The organism is Kitasatospora sp. NPDC029312 (assembly GCF_055569215.1).
The window spans coordinates 39,851-59,984 of record NZ_JBVHXY010000033.1 but is presented as its reverse complement, the minus strand read 5'-3'; the positions used below and the strand labels follow the sequence as shown (position 1 = coordinate 59,984).

At 73.8% G+C, this 20,134-nt stretch carries 18 protein-coding genes; 9 read left to right on the top strand and 9 right to left on the bottom strand.

Annotation, left to right across the window (positions count from 1 at the left end; genetic code table 11):
* Nucleotides 1-52: 52 nt before the first annotated feature.
* Nucleotides 53-499, top strand: coding sequence for an ATP-binding protein (locus tag ACZ4WV_RS25025; RefSeq protein ID WP_465750334.1), 447 nt, complete (start codon nucleotides 53-55; stop codon nucleotides 497-499).
* Nucleotides 500-512: 13 nt separating this feature from the next.
* Nucleotides 513-1,073: a hypothetical protein gene (locus ACZ4WV_RS25020; RefSeq protein WP_465750332.1), complete on the top strand. Its 561-nt coding sequence runs from the start codon at nucleotides 513-515 to the stop codon at nucleotides 1,071-1,073.
* A 139-nt stretch (nucleotides 1,074-1,212) separates the two neighbouring features.
* Here the strand turns inward: ACZ4WV_RS25020 and ACZ4WV_RS25015 are convergent, their stop codons facing one another.
* The 3 genes from ACZ4WV_RS25015 to ACZ4WV_RS25005 all read right to left on the bottom strand — a co-directional run bounded on the left by ACZ4WV_RS25015 (nucleotide 1,213) and on the right by ACZ4WV_RS25005 (nucleotide 4,613).
* Nucleotides 1,213-2,883: a thiol-activated cytolysin family protein gene (locus ACZ4WV_RS25015; RefSeq protein ID WP_465750330.1), complete on the bottom strand. Its 1,671-nt coding sequence runs from the start codon at nucleotides 2,881-2,883 to the stop codon at nucleotides 1,213-1,215.
* Between the two features lie 382 nt (nucleotides 2,884-3,265).
* Complete coding sequence (locus ACZ4WV_RS25010) at nucleotides 3,266-3,772, bottom strand: hypothetical protein (protein WP_465750329.1); 507 nt, start codon at nucleotides 3,770-3,772, stop codon at nucleotides 3,266-3,268.
* 271 nt (nucleotides 3,773-4,043) lie between these two features.
* Nucleotides 4,044-4,613 carry a TetR/AcrR family transcriptional regulator gene (locus tag ACZ4WV_RS25005; protein WP_465750327.1) on the bottom strand — a complete coding sequence of 190 codons (570 nt, stop codon included), beginning with the start codon at nucleotides 4,611-4,613 and terminating at the stop codon, nucleotides 4,044-4,046.
* Nucleotides 4,614-4,916: 303 nt separating this feature from the next.
* Between ACZ4WV_RS25005 and ACZ4WV_RS25000 the strand changes: the two genes are divergently transcribed.
* On the top strand, nucleotides 4,917-6,458 hold the full coding sequence (locus ACZ4WV_RS25000; protein WP_465750325.1) for an AMP-binding protein: 1,542 nt from the start codon (nucleotides 4,917-4,919) through the stop codon (nucleotides 6,456-6,458).
* 203 nt (nucleotides 6,459-6,661) lie between these two features.
* On the opposite strand, the gene ACZ4WV_RS24995 is transcribed toward ACZ4WV_RS25000, so the two are convergent.
* The 3 genes from ACZ4WV_RS24995 to ACZ4WV_RS24985 form a co-directional block, all read right to left on the bottom strand.
* Nucleotides 6,662-7,486, bottom strand: a complete 825-nt coding sequence (locus ACZ4WV_RS24995; RefSeq protein ID WP_465750323.1) for a hypothetical protein — start codon at nucleotides 7,484-7,486, stop codon at nucleotides 6,662-6,664.
* A 75-nt stretch (nucleotides 7,487-7,561) separates the two neighbouring features.
* Nucleotides 7,562-7,981 carry a hypothetical protein gene (locus ACZ4WV_RS24990; RefSeq protein WP_465750322.1) on the bottom strand — a complete coding sequence of 140 codons (420 nt, stop codon included), beginning with the start codon at nucleotides 7,979-7,981 and terminating at the stop codon, nucleotides 7,562-7,564.
* Between the two features lie 142 nt (nucleotides 7,982-8,123).
* Nucleotides 8,124-9,083, bottom strand: a complete 960-nt coding sequence (locus ACZ4WV_RS24985) for a GlxA family transcriptional regulator (protein WP_465750320.1) — start codon at nucleotides 9,081-9,083, stop codon at nucleotides 8,124-8,126.
* A gap of 127 nt (nucleotides 9,084-9,210) precedes the next feature.
* On the opposite strand from ACZ4WV_RS24985, the gene ACZ4WV_RS24980 reads away from it, so the two are divergent.
* Nucleotides 9,211-9,807, top strand: coding sequence for a cysteine hydrolase family protein (locus tag ACZ4WV_RS24980; RefSeq protein ID WP_465750318.1), 597 nt, complete (start codon nucleotides 9,211-9,213; stop codon nucleotides 9,805-9,807).
* A 119-nt stretch (nucleotides 9,808-9,926) separates the two neighbouring features.
* Here the strand turns inward: ACZ4WV_RS24980 and ACZ4WV_RS24975 are convergent, their stop codons facing one another.
* The gene (locus tag ACZ4WV_RS24975; RefSeq protein ID WP_465750316.1) at nucleotides 9,927-10,769 is read right to left on the bottom strand and encodes an SDR family oxidoreductase; all 843 of its coding nucleotides are present in this window, start codon (nucleotides 10,767-10,769) and stop codon (nucleotides 9,927-9,929) included.
* A 104-nt stretch (nucleotides 10,770-10,873) separates the two neighbouring features.
* On the opposite strand from ACZ4WV_RS24975, the gene ACZ4WV_RS24970 reads away from it, so the two are divergent.
* Nucleotides 10,874-11,791 (top strand): sigma-70 family RNA polymerase sigma factor, encoded by a 918-nt coding sequence (locus tag ACZ4WV_RS24970; protein ID WP_465750314.1) that lies wholly within the window; start codon nucleotides 10,874-10,876, stop codon nucleotides 11,789-11,791.
* A 104-nt stretch (nucleotides 11,792-11,895) separates the two neighbouring features.
* Here ACZ4WV_RS24970 and ACZ4WV_RS24965 read toward each other — a convergent pair whose 3' ends face one another.
* Together ACZ4WV_RS24965 and ACZ4WV_RS24960 are read right to left on the bottom strand one after the other, a co-directional pair.
* On the bottom strand, nucleotides 11,896-12,429 hold the full coding sequence (locus tag ACZ4WV_RS24965) for a DinB family protein (RefSeq protein ID WP_465750312.1): 534 nt from the start codon (nucleotides 12,427-12,429) through the stop codon (nucleotides 11,896-11,898).
* 38 nt (nucleotides 12,430-12,467) lie between these two features.
* Nucleotides 12,468-13,043, bottom strand: a complete 576-nt coding sequence (locus ACZ4WV_RS24960) for a nucleosidase (protein WP_465750310.1) — start codon at nucleotides 13,041-13,043, stop codon at nucleotides 12,468-12,470.
* A 482-nt stretch (nucleotides 13,044-13,525) separates the two neighbouring features.
* On the opposite strand from ACZ4WV_RS24960, the gene ACZ4WV_RS24955 reads away from it, so the two are divergent.
* From ACZ4WV_RS24955 to ACZ4WV_RS24940, 4 genes are all read left to right on the top strand, one after another.
* Nucleotides 13,526-14,935 (top strand): hypothetical protein, encoded by a 1,410-nt coding sequence (locus ACZ4WV_RS24955; RefSeq protein WP_465750308.1) that lies wholly within the window; start codon nucleotides 13,526-13,528, stop codon nucleotides 14,933-14,935.
* A 16-nt stretch (nucleotides 14,936-14,951) separates the two neighbouring features.
* Nucleotides 14,952-15,917 (top strand): glutamate ABC transporter substrate-binding protein, encoded by a 966-nt coding sequence (locus ACZ4WV_RS24950; protein ID WP_465750306.1) that lies wholly within the window; start codon nucleotides 14,952-14,954, stop codon nucleotides 15,915-15,917.
* Nucleotides 15,918-16,163: 246 nt separating this feature from the next.
* Nucleotides 16,164-17,573 (top strand): hypothetical protein, encoded by a 1,410-nt coding sequence (locus tag ACZ4WV_RS24945; protein ID WP_465750304.1) that lies wholly within the window; start codon nucleotides 16,164-16,166, stop codon nucleotides 17,571-17,573.
* A gap of 5 nt (nucleotides 17,574-17,578) precedes the next feature.
* Nucleotides 17,579-20,131, top strand: coding sequence for a serine/threonine-protein kinase (locus ACZ4WV_RS24940; RefSeq protein WP_465750302.1), 2,553 nt, complete (start codon nucleotides 17,579-17,581; stop codon nucleotides 20,129-20,131).
* Nucleotides 20,132-20,134 lie beyond the last annotated feature (3 nt).

The window sequence follows — 20,134 nt, the reverse complement described above, 5'->3', positions numbered from 1 at the left end:
TGATTGCGCGCGCCTGTCGCGCTCCCCCATCCGCCCCCTGAGGAACTCCGCCATGCTCAAAACCCACCGCCCCCGCACGTTCGCCGCGCGCCTCGACTCCCACACCGCCTCCACGCCCCTCGCCCGGCACCTCCTCCGCGCGTACCTCTCCGCCCTCCCCGCCGGCGACCGCTACCGCGACACCGCCGAACTCCTCCTCGGCGAACTCTTCGCCAACGCCGTCCGGCACTGCGACGCCCCCGCCGACCGCCTCATCGAGATCCGGTTCGCCCTCATCAACGACCGCCTCCGGCTCGAAGTGCACGATGCCGGCACCGGCCGCCCCGCCCTCCGCTCCACCACCCCCGCCGACGAGCACGGCCGTGGCCTGTTCCTCGTCAACGAGCTGGCCGAGCACTGGGGTTGCTGTCCCCGCGCGGGCGGCGTCGGCAAGTTCGTCTGGGCTCTCGTCGCCCCCTCCCAGGCCTCCATCCCGAACTTCCCCGCCCTCTCCGCCTGAAAGCGCGCCGCCGATGCAGCCCCCGCTCCTCACCCTCGCCCAGCACGCCCTCGCCCGGGGCTCCAGCCCCGCCGAGACCTACGCCCTCCTCGCCCGCCGCGCGGCCGAACCCCTCCCCGCCGCCCGCGCCGTCTGCCTGGCGCTCGGCATCCCCCTCGCCGAGGCCACCCGCCGCCTCAACGACTGCTACCACGCCCTGCTCGCCAACCCGCGCCCCGGCTCCGAAGCCGACACCGGCGAACTCCTCGAAGCCCTCGGGGTCTTCGACGTCCCCGCCACCCTCGACCCCACCGGCCTCGCCGTCGTCGACCTCTTCCTCGCCGCGATCGACGCCATGGGCGGCATCCGCGCCGGCCACCAGCTGGGCCTGGCCCGCTGGTTCACCACCGGCAACCTCACCGCCGCCTATCTCTCCCTCGCCGCCGCCCACCCCCTCCCCCGCACCGGCGACCCCGCCCACTACTGGACCGCCCTCGTCACCGCCGGCGAACTCCTCACCGCCACCCCCACCCCCGACCCCCGCATCAAGCCCGCCCTCACCCACTGCCGCACCCAAGCCGCCGCCCACACCTGAACCCCCACACAGGAAGTCGACCCCACCGACTTCCCACGGCCGCCCCCGCCACACCGCCACCCGGACGTGACACCAGGCGGAGCCGGACCGCACTCAGCGGCCCGGCTCAGCTCCGGCGAACGCGTCGGTGCGCGGTGCGTTACCCGCGGGTGGCGGAGTACCGGATCCGGGGAAGGGTGTCGGAGTCCGGGTACCAGGCGTCGATCACGCCGGTCTTCCCGCCGGTGAACCACCCGATCTTCACCGGGTCCAACTCGAAGGAGCTTTTTTCCGTGATCTTCACCGTGAACGGTTTCCCGCCGGATCCGTCCTCGTTGAAGGTGCGTGTGGCGCTGGGGCCCCTGCCCTTCTGGGTTCGGACCTTCTTTCCGTCGATCTCGATCTCCGCGGTGTCGTCGATGTCGAGTTTCGCGCACCAGGGCGTGCTGAGGCCCTTGACGCACCATTCGCTGACGGTGAGGGTGACGTCGTTGGGCTCGCCGCCCCAGGACGTGGCGTCGTAGACGGTGGTCTCGCTGAGCGTGGCGACCTCGCTGTGCAGGGTCATCGCGGTGAAGCCGTAGGGCATGTAGGCGCTGTAGGGTTCGTCCTTCGTGAAGATGTCCTGGACCTTGCCGTTGATGAGACTCTTCTTGATGTCCGCTGAGACGCTCTTGCCGATGAGACTGCTCTGGCACTCGGTGAAGAGCTCCTGGTACCTGGCCTTCACCTCGGCCTTGACTTCGGCGAAACCGTTGTAGCTGGCTTTCACGGCGGCCTTGATCTCAGTCTCCGTGCGGTCGGAGGTCACGGTGAACAACACCATCCGACCGTAGTGCACGGCGCTGATGAGCATCGGAGGGTTGTCGGGGCCCATGTAGCCGTCTTGGACGAGCTTTTCGAGGACGTCCTCGGTGAAATCGTCGTTGAAGAGGGCACCGGGGGTGCTGACGTTGCACAGGGCGCTGAATGCGCGCTCGCGCATGTAGAAGATGACGGTGTTGTGTTCTTCCTTGCGATTGAGGGAGGCTTCGATGCCGGCCGCGAACCCTCCGTAGGTGGCCGAGATTCCCAGCTCCAAGGCGGCCTCGGTGGCGGTGTGCGCCTCGGTGAGCGTCCAGAACGTGTCCGTGGAGGTGCAGGTCTTTCCACTGGTGATGTCGTCAATGACCTTCTTCACGTTGCTCAGGGACGGTGGGGAAGCCGTCCCGCTCTGCCCGATCCGGTCGAGCGTGATGCCCAGGTCGGCTCGGTGGGAGTCCTCGATCTGGGCGGAGACGAGCATGCCCGTGGTCTTCAGCGGTTTCCACTGGACGATCGCGCCGGGAAAGCAGAAGTTCTGGTTCGGGTCGAACATGACGACTTCTTGCGGCGTGCGGGTGATTTCCCACTGCTGGGTGATCCGCAGCCGGTTGTTGACCCAGTCCTTCTTCGGGCTGCTCAGCGCCGTCTTCTTCGACGCCTTGCGCTCCGGGAGCCCTTCCCACTCGCGGAGCCGCTTGGCGATGTCGGCCTTCTTCTTCGGGTCGCCGACGGCCAGTCCCGAGCAGGCCAGGAGGGTGCCGTCCCGGTCGAACGCGGTGACCAGGTACTGGTTCGGCGCCGGCTCCTTGCCGGGCGGGAGCCACAAGTCGGCCGCCCGGTCGGAGCGGGCCAGCACGTCGCCTGGTTCGCAAGCCTGGCCGCCGGCCTCGTACAGGCGGAAGTCGACGGCACTGGGCACCTCCCAGCGCACTCCCCAGGCGCCGTCCTCCCGGTTCTCGGCCCAGGCCGGGGCGGCGCGCCGTCCGTCCGCCATCACCCGTGCTAACTGCTCCATGAGATCCGTCATGAGGTTTCCTTCCCGTTCGGAGTCAGTCACGTCTCGCCACCATCCGCATACGAACCAGATGGTGAAGGCGGTCCGCTGACTGCCCATGGGAACACCGGTGGGCGGCCGGACCGGCCGCCCACGCCAATCGCTCACTCGAACGTCCTCGCACTGATGGCCTGTCCGGATTCAGGCTCGACAGCCCGTCCAGCCGGCCCCCGCCCTCCTCGGCTCCGGCTACCCCGCGGACGCGGGGCCGACCGGGTTCGCCGGACCGGGCGTGCGTCGGCGGGCCGTGGTGGACGGGGACACCGCCGCCCGGGCGCTCAGGGCCCGGGCGGCGGCTGCTGGGGGACTCGCCGATGCGAACGGCGGTCAGGACGACGCCCCCGACGTCACACCGCTACTGCGAGTGGCAGTCCTTGACCTCGCGGAACTGGTCGTAGTGGTTGGGGCTGTAGTAGACCGCGCCGGTCTGCTGGATGCGGACGAGGCGGGCCGTGCCGCGCTGGTTCGGCTTTGGCCGGGTCGCGTAGCCCCGGGCGTCGTACTCCTGGTAGGTGCCCTGGGGGAGTCCGGCCGACTTTCCTCCGTCGGTGTTGCCGTTGTACCGGCCTCCGGTGTAGATCTCTCCGGCGGCTGGGAAGAGCTTGGTGGGTGGGTTCTTGTCGTCGTACTGGTACCAGCCCGCACGGTGGTTCCAGCCGATGAGGTTCCAGGTGTGGCAGCCGGTCTGGACCAGCACACGGTCTCCGGCCGGGAAGTCCTTGGTGTCCCAAGCCGGGAGAAGCACGGTGGCCGGGACGGCGGAAACCGGCGGCGCGGTTGCGGCCACGCCGGCGGCCGCGAGCAGGAGCGCGGTGGCCGTGGTGGCGGTTTGACGGGTGATGGTGGCAAGCCTGGGCTTCATGCGCGTGCCTCCTTCGGTCGACGCATGGGCTGCAGCCTCGGGAAAGGCCTGGCCGGAGGCGAAGGCGTTCGGCTGCCGCCCAGATCGAGTGTCCTCGGCCCGGGGGGCGGCGCCTGTGTACCGGGCATTCGAGTGAACGCCCGGGGCGCGGGTCGGCGAGCCCTTCCGTGGCTCGGGCCTGGCTGGCGGCGGCGCTCGGGCCAGGTCGGTGCGGGCCCGGGGCGCCGGCCGTACCGGGCGCGGCCGCCATCCCGCAGGGCGGGCCCCCGGCCTAGGCGACGATGCCCAAGGAGCGGACCGGCTGCGCGAATTCGGCACGGAAGAGCTTGTCCGGCGCGGGCGTCTGGGCGCGCAGGTGGCCGTAGGCCTCCAGGGCGACCAGGCCGTGCAGGTGGCCCCAGATCCGCAGCGCCAGTGCCACCCCGGCCGGCGGCAGGGCGGGGAACGCCGGGCGGACCTTGGCGAGCAGGCCGGGGTCGAAGTCGCCCCAGTCGAACTCGTCGCCTCCCTCGCCCTCGTCGGCTCCGCCCCAGGCGGCGTCGGCCAGCGCGGCGATCCCGACACAGACCCGCCGTGCGGCGTCCGGGGCCGGGCCGCCGTCGGGGGGCCGGTAGCCGGGGACGGGGTCGCCGTAGATCAGCCGGAAACCCTCGGGGTCGGCCAGGGCCCAGTCGCGGAAGGCGTGTGCCCAGCCCTGGATCCGCTCCGCCGGCGGGTTCTGCGCCGAGGCGGCCCAGGCGGCGTCGACGGCGTCGGCGAGCGCGGTGTAGAGGTCCGCGATGAGGGTGGTGACCAGGTCGTCGCGGGTGGGGAAGTAGCCGTAGATGGCGTTGGCGGTCATGCCCATCTCACGGGCTCGGCGGGGGACGCCGCCGTCGCCCTGATCGACGAGGCGGAGCTGCCCCGCTTCGTCCAGCGCCGCTTCACCAATCGGCTACTGAAACGGCTACCGAGGCGCTACCGAGCGGCCACCGAGGCGGCTCGGCGCGCGGGAAGTCGGCCGGGCCGACTTCCCACGCAACGGCGGCCCACCGCCCGGCCCGCTGGGGAGCGTCCGCCGGTCACGGTGGCCAACTCGGCCGTGCCTCAGGGAGGGTGGGGCTACGCTGTCGGTATGGTTGCAAACTACAAAGAAGAAGTGGCCATGAACGGCACGGAGTTCATCAGCGCCCCCGCCCTGATCCTCCGGTCCCTCTCCCGCGACCCCGACCGACCGGCCGTCACCACCGCCGACGGCGTCCGGATCACCGCCGGTGAGTTCGTCACCGCCACCCACCGGCTCGCCCACGAACTCATCGCCCGGGGCGTCACCCGCGGCACGACCGTCTCCCTGCTCACCGGCAACACCGCCGAAGCGCTCAGCGGCCGCTACGCCGCCGGCCTCGCCGGCGCCCGCGTCGTCAACCTCTACGACGGCATGAGCGCCCCGGTGCTCGCCGAGATCGTCGGCAGCGTCGACACCGCCGTCCTCCTCGTGGACGCCGAACGGTACGCGGACGCCCCCGAGTTGCTCGCCCTGGCCGACGTACCGACCGTCCTCACCCTCGGCCCGGGCCCGGGCCCGGCCGCGATCGGCGACGACGTGATCGCCGCATCCGCCCACCGCCCCGCCGAAGCCCCGGCCGTCCCGATCGGCCCGGATGACGACCTGAGCATCCGCCACACCGGCGGCACCACCGGCATCCCCAAGGGCATCCTCAGCCTCCACGGCCCCTACCGCAGCGCCTTCGACCACCCGTACGGCCTGGAGAACGGCGGCGCGCCGCGCCTCCTCGCCGCCACCTCGCTCGCCCACCTCGCCGGCGTGATGACCGACCTGACCCTCCACCACGGCGGATCGGTGGTCCTCCAGCGCTCCTTCGACCCCGGCGAGGTACTGGCCGCCATCGAACGCGAGCGCATCACCGACCTGTGGGTCCTGCCGCCGCTGCTCTACCAGCTGCTGGACCACCCCGCGATCACCCGCACCGACCTCTCCAGCCTCCGCCGGATCATGTACGGCGGCTGCGCCTCCTCGCCGACCCGCATCCGCGAGGCGCTCAAGGTGTTCGGGCCCGTCCTGGTCGCCGCCTACGGCATGTCGGAGGCGCAGAACATCGCCGTCCTCACCCCGCAGGAGCACGACCGCGTCGGCCACGGCGGCCAGTTCTCCGTCGGCCGCCCCTTCCCCGGCATCGAGGTGGTGATCCGCGCCGCCGACGGCACCGAACTGCCCACCGGCGAGGCGGGCGAGATCCACGTCCGCTCGGCGAACCTGATGGCCGGCTACTGGAAGCGCCCCGACCTCACCGCCGAAGTGCTGCGCGACGGCTGGCTGAACACCGGTGACATCGGCTACTTCGACGAGGACGGCTACCTCTACCTGGCCGACCGCCTCAAGGACAAGATCATCGTGGTCGGCGGGCACGTCTACCCCTCCGAACTGGAGGACCTGCTCCTCACCCACCCGACCGTCGCCCAGTGCGCCGTCTTCGGCGCCCGCGACGCCGAGCAGGCCGAACACGTCCACGTCGCCGTCGTCCCGGCCCCGGGGCAACACCCCGAACTGGACGACATCCGCACCTTCGTCACCACCAACAAGGGCCGGATCTACGCCCCGGCGGCCCTCCACCTGGTGCCCGAGATCCCGCTCACCTCCGTCGGCAAGCCCGACAAGAAGAAGCTGCGCGACACCCTCGCGGGCTGACCGCCCACCCGGCGGCCGTCGATCCACAGGAAAGCCGCACAACCCCGCCCGGATCCCCACCGGACTTCACCCCACCGTGGGGTTTGACTCAACGAACCCCCGCCCGCCTGCCGAGAACGCAGCCAGGGGGTGGCGGCGCTGAGGGCCGCCACCCCACCGCGCACCGGAGCCCGCTTCCCGGCGCGACGCGGCCCGACGGACCGTCACACCACGACGGTACACACCTTGGTGCTGCCGTCCAGCACTGCGAACTCGGCTCCGTAGCGGCCGTTGTGCGGCGGGCAGGTGTCCCGGGCGGTGATCACGGCCGCGATCGCCAGGATGACGTTGTCGGGCTTCAGCACCTTCCCTGCGCCGCAGTCCCACACCACGGTCAGGGAACCGCTGTACTGCCGGTAGTCGCTTGTCGCAGCCGGGAAGCACTGGCCGTTGCGGAACTGCCGCTCCAGGCAGAGCACGGTCACCGAGTTGTCGCGGTTTTGGTGCGCGAACGGGGCCCGCCCGGCCCCGGAAGCGCAACTCGCCGCCGCGGTGGCCACCGCACTGACCCGGTTGAAGGCGCTGCCGCCCCGGCAGTCCACCGCGACGGGCGCCGTGCGGCTCCACCGCTCCATCCCGGTGTTGTACACGTCGAGGCAGTCGCCGACGCGGATGGCGGCGAAGGCCGTGTCCACTGGATCGGGCGGCGGCGGGGTGTACTTGGGCGTGGGCGGCGGCGTCCACACCGGCGTCGGTGTGGGCGCGACCGTCGGTACCGGGTCGGCCGGGCGGGGGCGCGTGGACTGGGCGGGCGGGTTCGGCAGCGGTTCGACGCGCGGCGGAGGCGGAGTCCAGGGCGCGGCGGAGGACGCCGGGGTCGACGGGCCCGCCTCCACCAGGGTGCCCGTCACGTGCTGCAGCGGCTTCCAGAAGACCAGCACCGCGATGGCGACCAGCAGCGCCGCACCGAGCAGCGGAATGGTCACACTGATGTGCTGGTCCCGGCCCGCTTGGTTGATCCGCCCTTGGCCGCTGGCCGTGGCGCTCATGTTCAGGCTGGTCGGACCGCTATCGCCGCCGTCGCGGTCAGCCCCCGGCCCGGATCCCTGCGGGCTCACCGCCCATCACCGCTCGTTGACGTGGATGTCCCCCGCGGCCTGGTTGACCCGGGCCCGACCGGAGGCGTGCGCGGTCATGGTGACCGACGGCTGCTGCGCGGCGGGCGCGGACGATCCGATCAGGTCCTCCACCAGGGCGCGCAGTTGAACGGCCGCCCCCGGGTCCGCGGCGAGCAACCGGCGCAGCCGGGCGCCCCACAGGTCGACCACCTCCTGCTCGGCCTGACCGTCCCCCGCACGGCGTGCCTCGGCCACCTCCTCGCGGGACTCCCCCAGCTCGGCGAGCACCGTCTCGGCCCGCTCCGGATGCCTGCGCCGCCACAACTCATCGACGGCGGAGCGGATCCGCTCCCAGGCGCTGGTGGTCAGCTGCTGGACGACTGCGGCGGCGGCGACCCCCGCGAGAGAGGTCAGTTCCTGGTCCACGTTTCCCCCCGACGAATGGACGCTGTACGCGTCAGGGGTCGTTATACCCCGCCCGGACACCCGACACCACGCGGACCGGACGGTTCCGCACCGTCCCTGCACCTTGGGTAACTCCCGCAAGGCCATCCGGAGTTCGCCTCCGCTAGCCGTCCTCCCGGCCGCGGAAGGTGCGGCGGTACTCCCGGGGTGCCACCCCCACCCGGGCCGTGAAGACCGGCCGCAGTGACACCGCCGAGGTGAAGCCGCACTGCACGGCCACCGTGTCGACCGGCAGGTCGGTCTCCTCCAGCAGGCGTTGGGCCGTGAGGATCCGCTGGTCCAGCAGCCAGCGCAGTGGGGTGGTGCCGGTGGTGGCGCCGAAGTGGCGGGCGAAGGAGCGCTCGGACATCCGGGCCGCGGCCGCCATCCGGCGGACCGTCCACGGGGTGTCGAGCGAGGCCAGGACCTCGGCGCGTAGGCGGGCGAGCGGGTCGTCCTCGGTGGGCGCGGGCACCGGGGTGGGGATGAACTGCGCCTGGCCGCCCGCCCGGAACGGGGCGGTGACCATCGCGCGGGCGATGGCGGCGGCGGCCCGCTGCCCGTGGGCGGTGCGGACGAGGTGCAGGCACAGGTCGATGCCCGCCGCGACCCCGGCCGACGTCCACAGGCCCTCGCCGCCGGTGAACAGCACCTCGGGTCGGACGGTCACCGCCGGGAACCGGACGGCGAGTTGCGGGGCGAGCGCCCAGTGGGTGGTCGCCTCCCGGCCGTCGAGCAGCCCGGCCTCGGCGAGGACGAAGGCCCCCGCGCAGAGCGAGGCGATCGGGACCCCGCGGGCGCGGACCTCCCGCAGGGCCGCCAGCACCTCCGGGGCGCGCGCCGCGTCCGGCTCCTCCACGCCCGGCACCACCACCAGGTCGCAGTCGGCCAGCGCCGCCAGCCCCGCGTCCGGCACCCGCTCCAACCCGCCGCCCAGCCGCACCCGGGCCCCGGCTGGCCCGCAGACCCGCAGGTCGAAGGCGGGCAGCCCCGGCCGGGAGGCGCGGTTCGCCCAGACTTCGCCGATCACCGCGTAGTCGAAGGCCCGTACGCCGTCGAAGATCAGACACCCCACCGTTCGCATGGCTGAAGCATGGCGGACGCGTGGCGGAACCACGACGGACGGAGGGCGGACGCGTGGCAGGAACCTATCGATGGGTGGCATCCCTGCCCCTCACCCCCACCGGGCGCCGCGCAGCACCATGGACCCCATGACCAACACCGACGCCTTCGACGCCCCCCTCACCCTCGACCCCGACGCCGTCCTCCTCCTGATCGACGTCCAGAAGGGCTTCGAGGATGAGGACTTCTGGGGCCCCCGCGACAACCCCGACGCCGAGCAGCGGATCGCCGAGCTGATCGCCGCCTGGCAGGCCACCGGCCGCCCGATCGTCACGGTGCAGCACGCCTCCCGGGTGGGGCCGCTGGTCGAGGGCACGCCCGGCTACGGGCTCAAGGACTTCGTCGCCGCCGTCACGCCCGACCTGCACATCACCAAGACGGTGAACAGCGCCTTCTACGGCACCCCCGACCTGCACGCCTGGCTCCGGGAGCGCGGCGCCCGGCAGTTGGTGGTCACCGGGGTGATGACCAACGTCTGCAACGAGACCACCGCCCGGATGGCCGGGAACCTCGGCTACGACGCGGTCTTCCCGGCCGACGCCATGCACACCTTCGCCATGACCGGCCCCGACGGCACCACCGTCCCCGCCGCCGACCTCGCCCGCGCCACCGCGACCACCCTGCACGCGATGCGCTTCGCCAAGGTGGTCAGCACGGAGACCGTCCTGCGGGCCGCCGAGGCCTGAACGACCACCGGCCGCTACGGCCCGAACGGCGGTTCGTACGCGGCGCCTTCCGCCGCGTTGAGCAGCACGTACCGCTCCCCGAGGCCGAACGCGACCTCCCGCAGCCGTCAGGTTGCGGATCAGGCCGCCAGCCGTTCGGCCAGGAACTCCTCCCAGGTGCGCCGCCCGTACTCGGCGCCGGCCAGGGCGAGGTTCGCGCCCGACCGGTAGGCGCGGCCGACCTTGCCGGGCACCCGGACCGGCAGCAGCCTGCGGCTGCGGCCCCGGGCCGCCAGGTACCGGCGGGTCAGCTCGTCCATCCCGTACACCGTGGGCCCGGCCAGGTCCGGCACCGCGCCGGCGGGCTCGTCGAGCGCCAACTCGACCAGCCTGGCGGCGACTTCGCGCACGTCCACGGGCTGCCAGCGGACCCCGCCGGGGGCCGGGACGAGCGGCAGCTTCGCCATCTTCTCCACCACGGTGAAGGCCAGGTCGTGGAACTGCGCCGCCCGCAGGACGGTGTACGGCAGGCCCGAGCCGGCCACCGCCTCCTCGGCGGCGAGCTTCGCCCGGAAGTAGCCGAGCGGCACCTTGTCCGCGCCGATCACCGAGATGTACACCAGGTGCCCCACCCCGGCCCGCCGTGCGGCCGCGACGAGCCGGCGGGTCGCCTCGTCGTCGCCCTTGGGACCACCGGCCAGGTGCAGCACCGTGTGGACGCCCGCGAGCGCCCCGTCGAGCCGGGCGTCCGCCTCGGCCGGGTCGCCGAGCAGGTCACCGCGCACGTACGCCACGCCGTCCTGCGCCGCGCCGTCCTGCGCCGCGCCGTTGTGCACCACGCCGTCCTGCGCGGCGCCGTCCGCCGCCGTGCGCTCCCGCCGGCTCAGCACCCGCACCGGCCGACCGGCCGCCCGCAGCAGCGGCACGACCTGCCGGCCGAGGGTGCCGGTGCCACCGGTGACCAGGACCAGGTTGTTCGTCACGATCGTCTCCGTTTCGTCCCGGGCCGGGAGTTGATCTCCCCGCCGCACCCGTTGTTGGGTGGCTCCTGCTGCCCTGACCCGAGGCGACGAAGGAATGTGACACGGTGGACGAGAAGACTTCCCGGACGGCGGAGTTCGAGGAGCACCGGCCGCACCTGCGGGCGGTCGCGTACCGGATGCTCGGCTCGGTCAGCGAGTCCGAGGACGCGCTCCAGGAAGCCTGGCTCCGGTACGACCGCTCCGACACCTCCGGGGTGGAGAACCTCGGCGGCTGGCTGACCACGGTGGTCTCCCGGGTCTGCCTGAACCTGCTGCGCGACCGCGCCCAGCGGCGCGAGGAGCCGCTACAGCCGACCGGGCCGGACGGGGAGACCGGCCCGGAGCGCATCCCGGATCCGCTGCTGCGCCGCGAGGACGCGACCGACCCCGAGCAGGAGGTGATGCTCGCGGACTCCGTCGGCCTGGCGCTGATGGTGGTGATGGAGTCGCTGTCCCCCGCCGAACGGGTCGCCTTCGTGCTGCACGACCTGTTCGCGGTGCCGTTCGAGGAGATCGCCCCGCTGATCGAGAAGACCGCGGCCGCCACCCGCCAGCTCGCCAGCCGGGCCCGCCGCAAGGTGCAGGGGCAGGCGCCCGCACCCGACCCGGACCTCGGCCGCCAGCGGGTCGCCGTGGACGCCTTCTTCGCCGCCGCCCGCAACGGGGACCTGCGGGCCCTGGTCGCGGTCCTCGACCCGGACGTGGTGCTCCGCTCGGACGGCGGCGCCGCGCTGGCCCGGCACACGGTGGTGCTCACCGGCGCCACCACGGTCGCCGGCCAGGCCGTCCTGTGGGGCGGCCTGTCGCCGTTCGCCCGCCCGGCGCTGGTCAACGGCACGGCGGGCGCGGTGGTGATCGGCGACCACGGCCGGGCGCTGTCGATCATGGCGTTCACCGTCGTGAACAACGCGATCGCCGCGATCGACGTGATCGCCGACCCGGAGCGGCTGGCCGCCTTCGACCTCTCGGCCTTCCGCGACTGACACGCGACTGACACGACCAGAGGCCGGCGGCAGGCGTCAGCGGGTGGCAGGGCGGGGTGGGAACGCTCGCGGAGTCCTCCCACCCCGTCCTCCCACCCCGGGACTCAGCGGCCGACCGCGCCGTCCAGCTGCTCGCGGATGATGTCCGCGTGCCCGGCGTGCCGGCCGGTCTCCTCGATCATGTGCACCAGCACCCAGCGCAGCGACGGCCCTTCGGTGGCGTCCGGGCGCAGCGAACGCACACCCGGGCGGTCGAGGTCGGGGGCGGCCGCGGCCACCGCGTTGGAACGGGCGATCGCCTCCCGGTAGGCATCGACGGCCTCGGCCGTGCCGAGGCCGTCCAGGGGGACGTCGTCCGACTCCGTCGGCCCCTCCCCCAGCCCGCCGTAGGCCCACTCGAACCAGTTGAGTTCGACGGCGGTCAGGTGCCGCACCAGCCACAGCAGGCTGGTGCCGGAGGCGACGCCGGGGCGCCGGGCGTCCTCGTCGGGGACGCCGGCCACCTTGCCGATCACGGCTTCGCGCAGGTAGTCGAGGAAGGCCAGCAAGGTGGTCCGCTCGTCGGCGTTCGCCGACGGCGGCCGGACGTCCGAGAGCTTGCTCGGCACGGTGTTCGCTGCTGCAGTGTTCTGAGTCACCGCGCCACTCTAGGGCCCGGGACGGACCCGACGGGCCGTCACCAGCCCTGGGCGTTCACCCAGTCCGCGAGGTGCCGGGCGCAGCCGTCCACCGACTCCCGCCAGGTCTGCGCCGCGCCCTCCCCGGCCTCGTCGCTGACGTACTTCACGAGCCGGACCGGCACCCCGGCCCGGTGGGCGGCGGTGGCGACGGCGTAGCCCTCCATGTCGACCAGGTCGGCCTGCTCGGCCAGCCGCTCGCGGGCGGCCGGGGAGTCGACGAACAGGTCGCCGGTGGCCAGCACCGGCCCGTCGCCCTTGCCGACGATCAGCGGGGCGCCGTAGACGTGGCCGGTCAGGGACTCCAGCACCTCGGTGTCGAGGTCGTGCTGGATCACCTGGACCACGTGGTGGATGCCCTCCCAGCCGGGGCGCAGCGCGCCGGCCGTCCCGAGGTTGATCACCTCGGAGGGCTTCTCGCCCTGGGCGAGCACGGTGGCCAGGGCCACCGCGGCGTTGACCTTCCCCATCCCGGTGAGCAGCACCGGCAGTCGCTCGTCGAGGTGGGCGGCCTCCTCGCCGACGGCGACGACGAGCAGCGGGCGGTCGGGCGAGATCGTTCCAAGCAGTCGCATGCGGCCATGGTACGGAGCAGGTGGGCCCGGTACCCGGGAATGCGCGGCCCGGAAGCGCGCGAGGCGGAGCGGCGCGAGACGGAACCGCACGGAGCGGAACCGCACGGGGCGCCGTCCGCGTCGCACGGACCGCCACCCCTGTACGAGCCGTACAACACGTACCGAGCCGTGGCGAGCCGGACGGAGCCGGACCGAGCCGGACAAGACGTACCCAGCCGTACGGGGTCGTGCCGAAACCGTGCACGACATGCTCAAGATCAGCGCAAGTCGGGTGTGGCCGGAAGGAGTCACGGCCATACTGCTGCCATCGGTCGGGCCCCGGGTGTCGGGTCCGCCCCCAGGGGAGGATGAGGCGGGTGGCAACACCAGTAGGCAACGGCGCACCGGGCGCCGCGTTCCCGGCGCAGCCGGGCACGCCACCGGCCGCACCGGGCCGCGGGGCCGGAAGAACGACGGCGGCCGAACCGGGGGCGGTCCCGGTGATGACCGTCGGTTCAGCCGCGCCCGGTGTCCCCGCCCCGCGGCCCGGTGCCGCGCCGCCCGCGAAGCCGTCCCGGGAGGCAGCCCCCGAACGCGGCGTGCGCGCCCGGCTGGCGCGGGCCACCCGTACCGCCCCGGGCCGGCTGCGGCTGGCCGGGGCGCTGCTCGCGGTGCTCACGGTGGCCTTCGGCGGGCTGACCGCCTGGCAGTTGGAGGCCAGGGCGTCGGCCGCCGACCGGGTCGTGTCCTACAGCCAGCCGCTGAGCCGGGACGCGGCGGAGATCCACCGCTCACTGGCGGACGCCGCCACCACCGCCGCCACCGGCTTCCTGCTGGCCGGCACCGAGCCCAAGGACGTCCGGGACCGCTACGAGCAGGACCTCGCCCAGGCCGCCAAGCTGATCGCCCAGGCCGCCGCCCGGACCACCTCGACCTCGCCGGCCCAGGACTCACTCTCCCGGCTGAACCAGCAACTTCCGGTGTACGCCGGTCTGGTGGAAACCGCGCGGGCCGACAACCGCCAGGGCATCCCGCTCGGCGGCGCCTACCTGCGGTACGCCTCCGAGCAGATGCAGGGCGTCCTGCTGCCGGCCGCCGCCGAGTTGAAGGGCTTCGAGGACCAGGAGCTGGCGGACGACTACGCCCAAGCCAAGGCGGTGCCGTGGGGGGCGTACGGACTGGCGGTGCTCACCCTGGCCGCGCTGGGCTGGGTGCAGCTGACTCTGTTCCGCCGCACCAACCGGGTGTTCAACATCGGCCTGCTGGGCGCCACCGCCGCCGTCCTGGCGGGCACGGCCTGGCTCGCCGTCACCGGGCTGACCACCAGTTCGGCGCTGGAGCGGAGCGACCACGACGGCGCGACCCCGCTTCGGGCGCTCGACAACGCCCGGGTGGACGTGCTGACCGCCCGGCTGGCGGAGAACCTGCACCTGGTCGCGCGCGGCTCCACCACCACGTACGCCGACCAGTGGGCGAGCGCCACCAAGCACCTGGCGGGCGACAACGCCGGGGACGTCCCGTCGGAGCGGCGCGACGGCTCGCTCCCGGAGGCCGTCCGGCTCGCTCCGGCGGCCGCCGCCCAACCCGTCCGCGAGGCCGCGCAGCAGTTCGACGTGTGGCGCCAACGACACGACCAAGCGAGGTCATTGGAGGTCGACAACGCCGACTACCAGGCCGCGCTGAACGCCACCGTGTCGATCACCGACGCCACCGGGACGGCCGACGCCGCCTTCAACGCCACCGACAAGGCCCTCGGCCGGGCCGCCGACGCCGAGCAGACGCAGTTCACCGACGCCGCCGAGGGCACCGCCGCGGACCTGCGCCTGGCGGCCGGCGCGGCCGCGGTGCTCGCCCTGGTGGCCGCGACCGCCGCACTGCGCGGCCTCGGCCGACGACTGGCCGAGTACCGGTAGAGGGGGAACGGAGACCATGCGCACCAGAACCGTACGGACCAGGAGCGCCGCCGCGCTGGCGGTGCTCGCGGCCTGCGCGACCGTGCTCGGCGGGGGCGGCCCCTCCGGCGCCGCACCGGCCGCCGCGACCGCCGCGACGGCCGCGACCACCGCCCCGCAGACCGTCCAGCAGAGCCGGCAGTCGCAGGACGACGCCTGCGACGTCTACAAGAGCGTGCCGCCGAGCACCGAGGACGGCCCGGCGGTGAAGGCCGTCAAGGCCAAGCACAGCCTGGTGATCGGCGTGGACCAGAACAGCTACCGCTGGGGCTCCCGCAACCCGAACACCGGTCAGATCGAGGGCTTCGACATCGACCTGGCCCGGGCGATCGGCACCGCCATCATGGGCAACCCGGGCCAGGTGGTGCTCAAGCCGGTGGCCACCGCCGACCGGGTCGACGCGGTGAAGAACGGCCGGGTCGACCTGATCGTCCGCACCATGACGGTCACCTGCGACCGGATGAAGGACGTCGCCTTCTCCAAGCCCTACTTCAGCATCTCCCAGCGCGTGCTGGTCCCGAAGGCCAGTCCGGCGGCCGACCTCGACGACGCGATCAAGGGCCACACCGTCTGCGCCGCCAAGGGCTCCACCGCCTCGACCGTACTGGACGCCAAGAAGACCGCCAAGCAGGTCGTCACGGTCGAGAACCAGCTGGACTGCCTGGTCCTGATGCAGCTGGGCAAGGTCGACGCCACCATGACCGACGACGGTCTGGCGGCCGGCCAGGCGGCGCAGGACCAGACGGTGCGGATCGTGGACGGCGACGTCCAGCCGGCGGTGATCGGCGTCGCCATGCTCAAGACCAGCACCGACCTGACGGCCCGGGTCAACCAGGTGCTGGCCGACTACCACGCCGGCGGCGAGTGGGGGCGCTCGTACGACCGCTGGCTCAAGCCGTACATGCAGAACGACGCCGAGCACTACTGGCCCGTCCCGCACTGAGCCCCGCTCTCGCGCGGAGCGCCGGGGAGCGCGCGGAGCGCCGGGGAGCGCGCGGAGCGCCGTCGGGCGGGCGACGCCGACGCTGTCCGGGCGCCGCCCTGACGCCCCGCGCCCGTACCGCCCGCAGGGCCACCGGCTAGGGTTCGGGACGATCACCACGGGGAGACCGGTGGTGGACACGGGGGATGTCGTGGGATCGCACGTCACGGACGCCGGGATCGCACGCGAGGAAGGAAGGACACCGTGGTGGCGGCATCAGCTGGCCCGGTACTGAACCGGGAGGAGGTGGACCGCGCGCTGGCGCGCCTCGGCGCGGAGCGGGACGCGGTCGAATCGGCGCTGCTCGCCCTGCAGGACCACCCGGGCCTGCGGCTGCTGGACGGCGCCGAGCTGTCCGGCCGCACCCTGGAGCGGTGGTCCGTCGCCCGCAAGGGCCTGCCGCTGCTCTGGGCACTGTTCGACCGCTACTCGGAGGCGCTCGCCTCGGCGCGCGCCGTACGGGCCCGCAAGGCCAAGCCCGGCGCACCCGAACTCGCCGAGCTGAGCGAGCTCTTGACCGGTGACGCGGTCACCGTCCCGGGCGGCGCGCTGCCGGACGGCCCGCAACTGCTCGGCGCGCCCGCCAAGCTGGTCGAGCGGATCAGCCTGGACGCGCTGATGGCCCGGATGAACTCCTGGTACGCCACCGTGCTGGAGGTGGTCAGCGCCGCCGACGCGGTCTGGTCGGCGCTGCCCGCCCGGATCGACCTGCTACTGGCCGAACTCCACCGGGTGCGGACCCTGGCCGCCGCCCTCGGCGTGCGCACCGGCGGCCACCCGGTGGGCGACGACCTCGCCGGGCTGGAGCGCGACCTCACCGACCTGCGCGCCGAGGTCCGCGAGGACCCGCTCGCACTGTGGCGCCCGGCCCGGGTGCCCGCCCAGCGCGGCACCGTGCCCGACGGCGTGGCCTTCGCCACCCCCGCCGGGGTGGTCGACACCGAGCGCTTCGACCGGGCCGGGCGGGCGCTGGACGGCGTCCGGCTGGAGCTGGAGGACCTGCTGCGGCTGCGCGACGACGCCGAGGAGCGCCTCCAGGCCGTCGGCGACCTGCTCCAGCGGGCCGACGCCACCCTGGCCGAGGCGCGCCGGGCCCGCGGCGAGGTGCTGGCGAAGATAGCGGCCAGCGACGTCCCGGCGGTGCCCGGCCCGGCCTCGGCGCTGCGCGAACGGATCGTCACCGCACTGGAGCTGCGTCAGAGCGGGCAGTGGGGCCGGCTCGCGCCGCTGCTGGACGCACTGGAGGACGCCGCCGCCAAGGAACTGGCCCGCGCCCGGCAGTCCCTCACCGAGGTGACCCAGCCGCTGGCCGTCCGGGCGGAGCTGCGCGGCCGACTGGACGCCTACAAGGCCATGGCGGCCCGGATGGGCGTCGCCGAGGACCCGCAAGTGGTCGAGCGGTACGAGAAGGCGCGCTGGCTGCTCTGGAGCGCGCCCTGCGACCTGCGGGCGGCGGCCGCCGCGGTGGCCCGCTTCCAGCAGTCGCTGCGCCCGGCCCACGCCGAGCATCAGGAGACACCCGACGGGGCGCCGGACGGGACACCTGACGGACGGACCGGAGCACCGAACGAGCCGGCCGGCCGGACGCCGGCCGACGGACAGGCACAGGGGGGCTGAGGTTGATGGGCGAGGTGTGCGTAAGGCCGGAGTGCTCCGGCAGCGGCAGGATCGACGCGGACGGCTACTGCGACGAGTGCGGCCTGGCCCCGGCGGGCCCGGGCGGCACCGCCGCGGGGTCCGGCACCGGAACCAGCACCGGCGCCGCCACCGGCGCCGGCGCCGGCACCACCGCCCCACCGCCGCGGGCAGCGGCCGCCGTCCGCCCCGGCTCCCCGTGCCCGCGCGACTGCCCCGGCACCGTCGACGCCGACGGCTACTGCGACGAGTGCGGCCTGACCCCGCCCGGCGCCGACACCGGCGTCACCCAGCCCCACGTCCCGTCCGCGCGGGTCTCCCCGGACTCCGGCCGTACCGGCTCCGCCCGCTCGATGTCCGGCCGCTCCCGCTCGCACCGCTCGACCCGGACCGGCTCCAGCCGCTCCGTCTCGGTGCGCTCCACCCGCGGCAGCGTCAGCGCGGGCACCCGCAACCGGCTGGGCGCCGGACTGGTCACCGTGCCGACCGTGGCGACGGCCGACCCGTCGCTGGCGGTGCTGACCGATCCGCAGGTGCCCGAGCGCAAGCGTTTCTGCGCCAAGTGCGAGGCCCCGGTGGGCCGGGAGAAGAACGGCCGGCCGGGCCGGCCGGAGGGGTTCTGCACCAAGTGCGGCACGCCGTACTCCTTCACGCCCAAGCTGCGCCGCGGCGACCTGGTCGGCGGGCAGTACGAGGTGGTGGGTTGCCTGGCGCACGGCGGGCTCGGCTGGATCTACCTGGCGGTGGACCGCCGGGTCAACGACAAGTGGGTCGTCCTCAAGGGCCTGTTGAACACCGGCGACGAGGACGCGCTCGCCGCGGCCGTCGCCGAGCGGCGCTTCCTGGCCGAGGTGGACCACCCGAACATCGTCCGGATCATCAACTTCGCCGAGCACCTGGACCTGCGGTCCGGCTCCACCGACGGCTACATCGTCATGGAGTACGTCGGCGGAAAGTCGCTCAAGGACATCGCCAACGACCGCCGCACCCCGGACGGCCGGCGCGAGCCGCTTCCGGTGGAGGTCGCGATCGCGTACGCCCTGGAGGCGCTGCCCGCGCTCGGGTACCTGCACAGCCGGGGCCTGATCTACTGCGACTTCAAGATCGACAACGTCATCCAGAGCGGCGACACGCTCAAGATCATCGACATGGGCGCGGTCTGCCGGCTCGACCACGACGGCCCGATCTACGGCACCATCGGCTACCAGGCCCCCGAGATCGCCACCCAAGGCCCGTCCCCCGCCTCCGACCTGTACACCGTGGCCCGCACCCTCGCGGTGCTCACCTTCGACTTCCAGGGCTACAGCACCACCTACCGCGACACGCTGCCCGGCCCCGAGGACGTCGAGGTCTTCGCCAGGTACGAGTCGTACTACCGCTTCCTGGTCCGCGCCACCGACCCGGACCCGGCCCGCCGCTTCTCCTCCGCCGAGGAGATGGCCGACCAGCTCACCGGCGTGCTGCGCGAGGTCCTGGCCCTCCAGGACGACCGGCCCCGGCCCGCGCCGTCCACCCTGTTCGGCCCCGAACTGCGCGTCGTCGACACCGAGTTGGTGCAGCCCGCCGACCAGCCCGGCCGGCTGAGCGTGACCGCGCTGGACGCGTCGGCCGCCGCCCTCGCCCTGCCCGTCCCCCGGGTCGACCCGGGCGACCCGAACGCCGGCTTCCTCGCCACCCTGCTCGCCGCCGACCCCGCGGAGGCGCTCACGGCGCTGGCCGGCGCGCCCGCCGTCTCGGTCGAGAGCCGGCTGCGCGAGCTGCGCGCCCGGCTCGAACTCGGCCGCCACCGCGAGGCCGTGGCCAAGCTCGCCGAGCTGGAGGGCGACCGCCCCGACGACTGGCGGGTGGTCTGGTACCGCGGCCTGACCGCCCTGGTCGGAGCCGCCGAGGCCGCCGCGGCGGGCGCGAGCGGCGAAACGGAGCTGCGGGCGGCCGCCGAGGCCTTCGACGCCGTCTACGACGCCTTCCCCGGCGAGGCCGCGCCCAAGCTGGCCCTGGCCATCTGCGCCGAACTGCTCGGCGACCGCGGCGACGCCGCCGAGTTCTACCGGTTGGTGTGGGCCACCGACCGGGCCTACCTGAGCGCCGGCTTCGGCCTGGCCCGGGTCCGCCTCGCCGAGGACGACCGGCCCGGCGCCGTCCGCGTGCTGGAGTCCGTCCCGGCCACCTCCAGCCAGTACACCGCCGCCCGGATCGCCGCCGTCCGCGCCCGGCTGCGCGAGCGCCCCGCCACCGACCCGCTCGCCGCCGACCTCCGCGCGAGCTCCGACGAGCTGACCGCGCTGCGCCTCGACGACCGCCGCCGCGAGGAGCTCTCCGTCGAGGTGCTCGGCGCCGCCCTCGGCTGGGTCACCGCGGGGGCCGCCGGCGACCAGCGGACCGGCACCACCCTGGTGCTGGGACGACCCGCCGCGGAGCGGGAACTGCGCTTCGCCCTGGAACAGTCCTACCGGGTACTCGCCCGGTTGGCCGACCGGGCCGAGACCAGGATCGAGATGGTGGAACGGGCCAACCGGGCCCGCCCCAGGACGTGGGTGTAGCCG

Excerpts from the sequence above, each read along its gene's own strand:
- ACZ4WV_RS25010 (WP_465750329.1), bottom strand. The coding sequence starts at position 3,772 with ATGAAGCCCAGGCTTGCCACCATCACCCGTCAAACCGCCACCACGGCC.
- ACZ4WV_RS24960 (WP_465750310.1), bottom strand. The coding sequence starts at position 13,043 with ATGCGACTGCTTGGAACGATCTCGCCCGACCGCCCGCTGCTCGTCGTC.
- ACZ4WV_RS24995 (WP_465750323.1), bottom strand. The coding sequence starts at position 7,486 with ATGAGCGCCACGGCCAGCGGCCAAGGGCGGATCAACCAAGCGGGCCGG.
- ACZ4WV_RS24950 (WP_465750306.1), top strand. The coding sequence starts at position 14,952 with ATGCGCACCAGAACCGTACGGACCAGGAGCGCCGCCGCGCTGGCGGTG.
- ACZ4WV_RS25020 (WP_465750332.1), top strand. The coding sequence starts at position 513 with ATGCAGCCCCCGCTCCTCACCCTCGCCCAGCACGCCCTCGCCCGGGGC.
- ACZ4WV_RS25000 (WP_465750325.1), top strand. The coding sequence starts at position 4,917 with ATGAACGGCACGGAGTTCATCAGCGCCCCCGCCCTGATCCTCCGGTCC.
- ACZ4WV_RS24980 (WP_465750318.1), top strand. The coding sequence starts at position 9,211 with ATGACCAACACCGACGCCTTCGACGCCCCCCTCACCCTCGACCCCGAC.
- ACZ4WV_RS24985 (WP_465750320.1), bottom strand. The coding sequence starts at position 9,083 with ATGCGAACGGTGGGGTGTCTGATCTTCGACGGCGTACGGGCCTTCGAC.
- ACZ4WV_RS24955 (WP_465750308.1), top strand. The coding sequence starts at position 13,526 with ATGACCGTCGGTTCAGCCGCGCCCGGTGTCCCCGCCCCGCGGCCCGGT.
- ACZ4WV_RS24940 (WP_465750302.1), top strand. The coding sequence starts at position 17,579 with ATGGGCGAGGTGTGCGTAAGGCCGGAGTGCTCCGGCAGCGGCAGGATC.
- ACZ4WV_RS25005 (WP_465750327.1), bottom strand. The coding sequence starts at position 4,613 with ATGACCGCCAACGCCATCTACGGCTACTTCCCCACCCGCGACGACCTG.
- ACZ4WV_RS25025 (WP_465750334.1), top strand. The coding sequence starts at position 53 with ATGCTCAAAACCCACCGCCCCCGCACGTTCGCCGCGCGCCTCGACTCC.
- ACZ4WV_RS25015 (WP_465750330.1), bottom strand. The coding sequence starts at position 2,883 with ATGACGGATCTCATGGAGCAGTTAGCACGGGTGATGGCGGACGGACGG.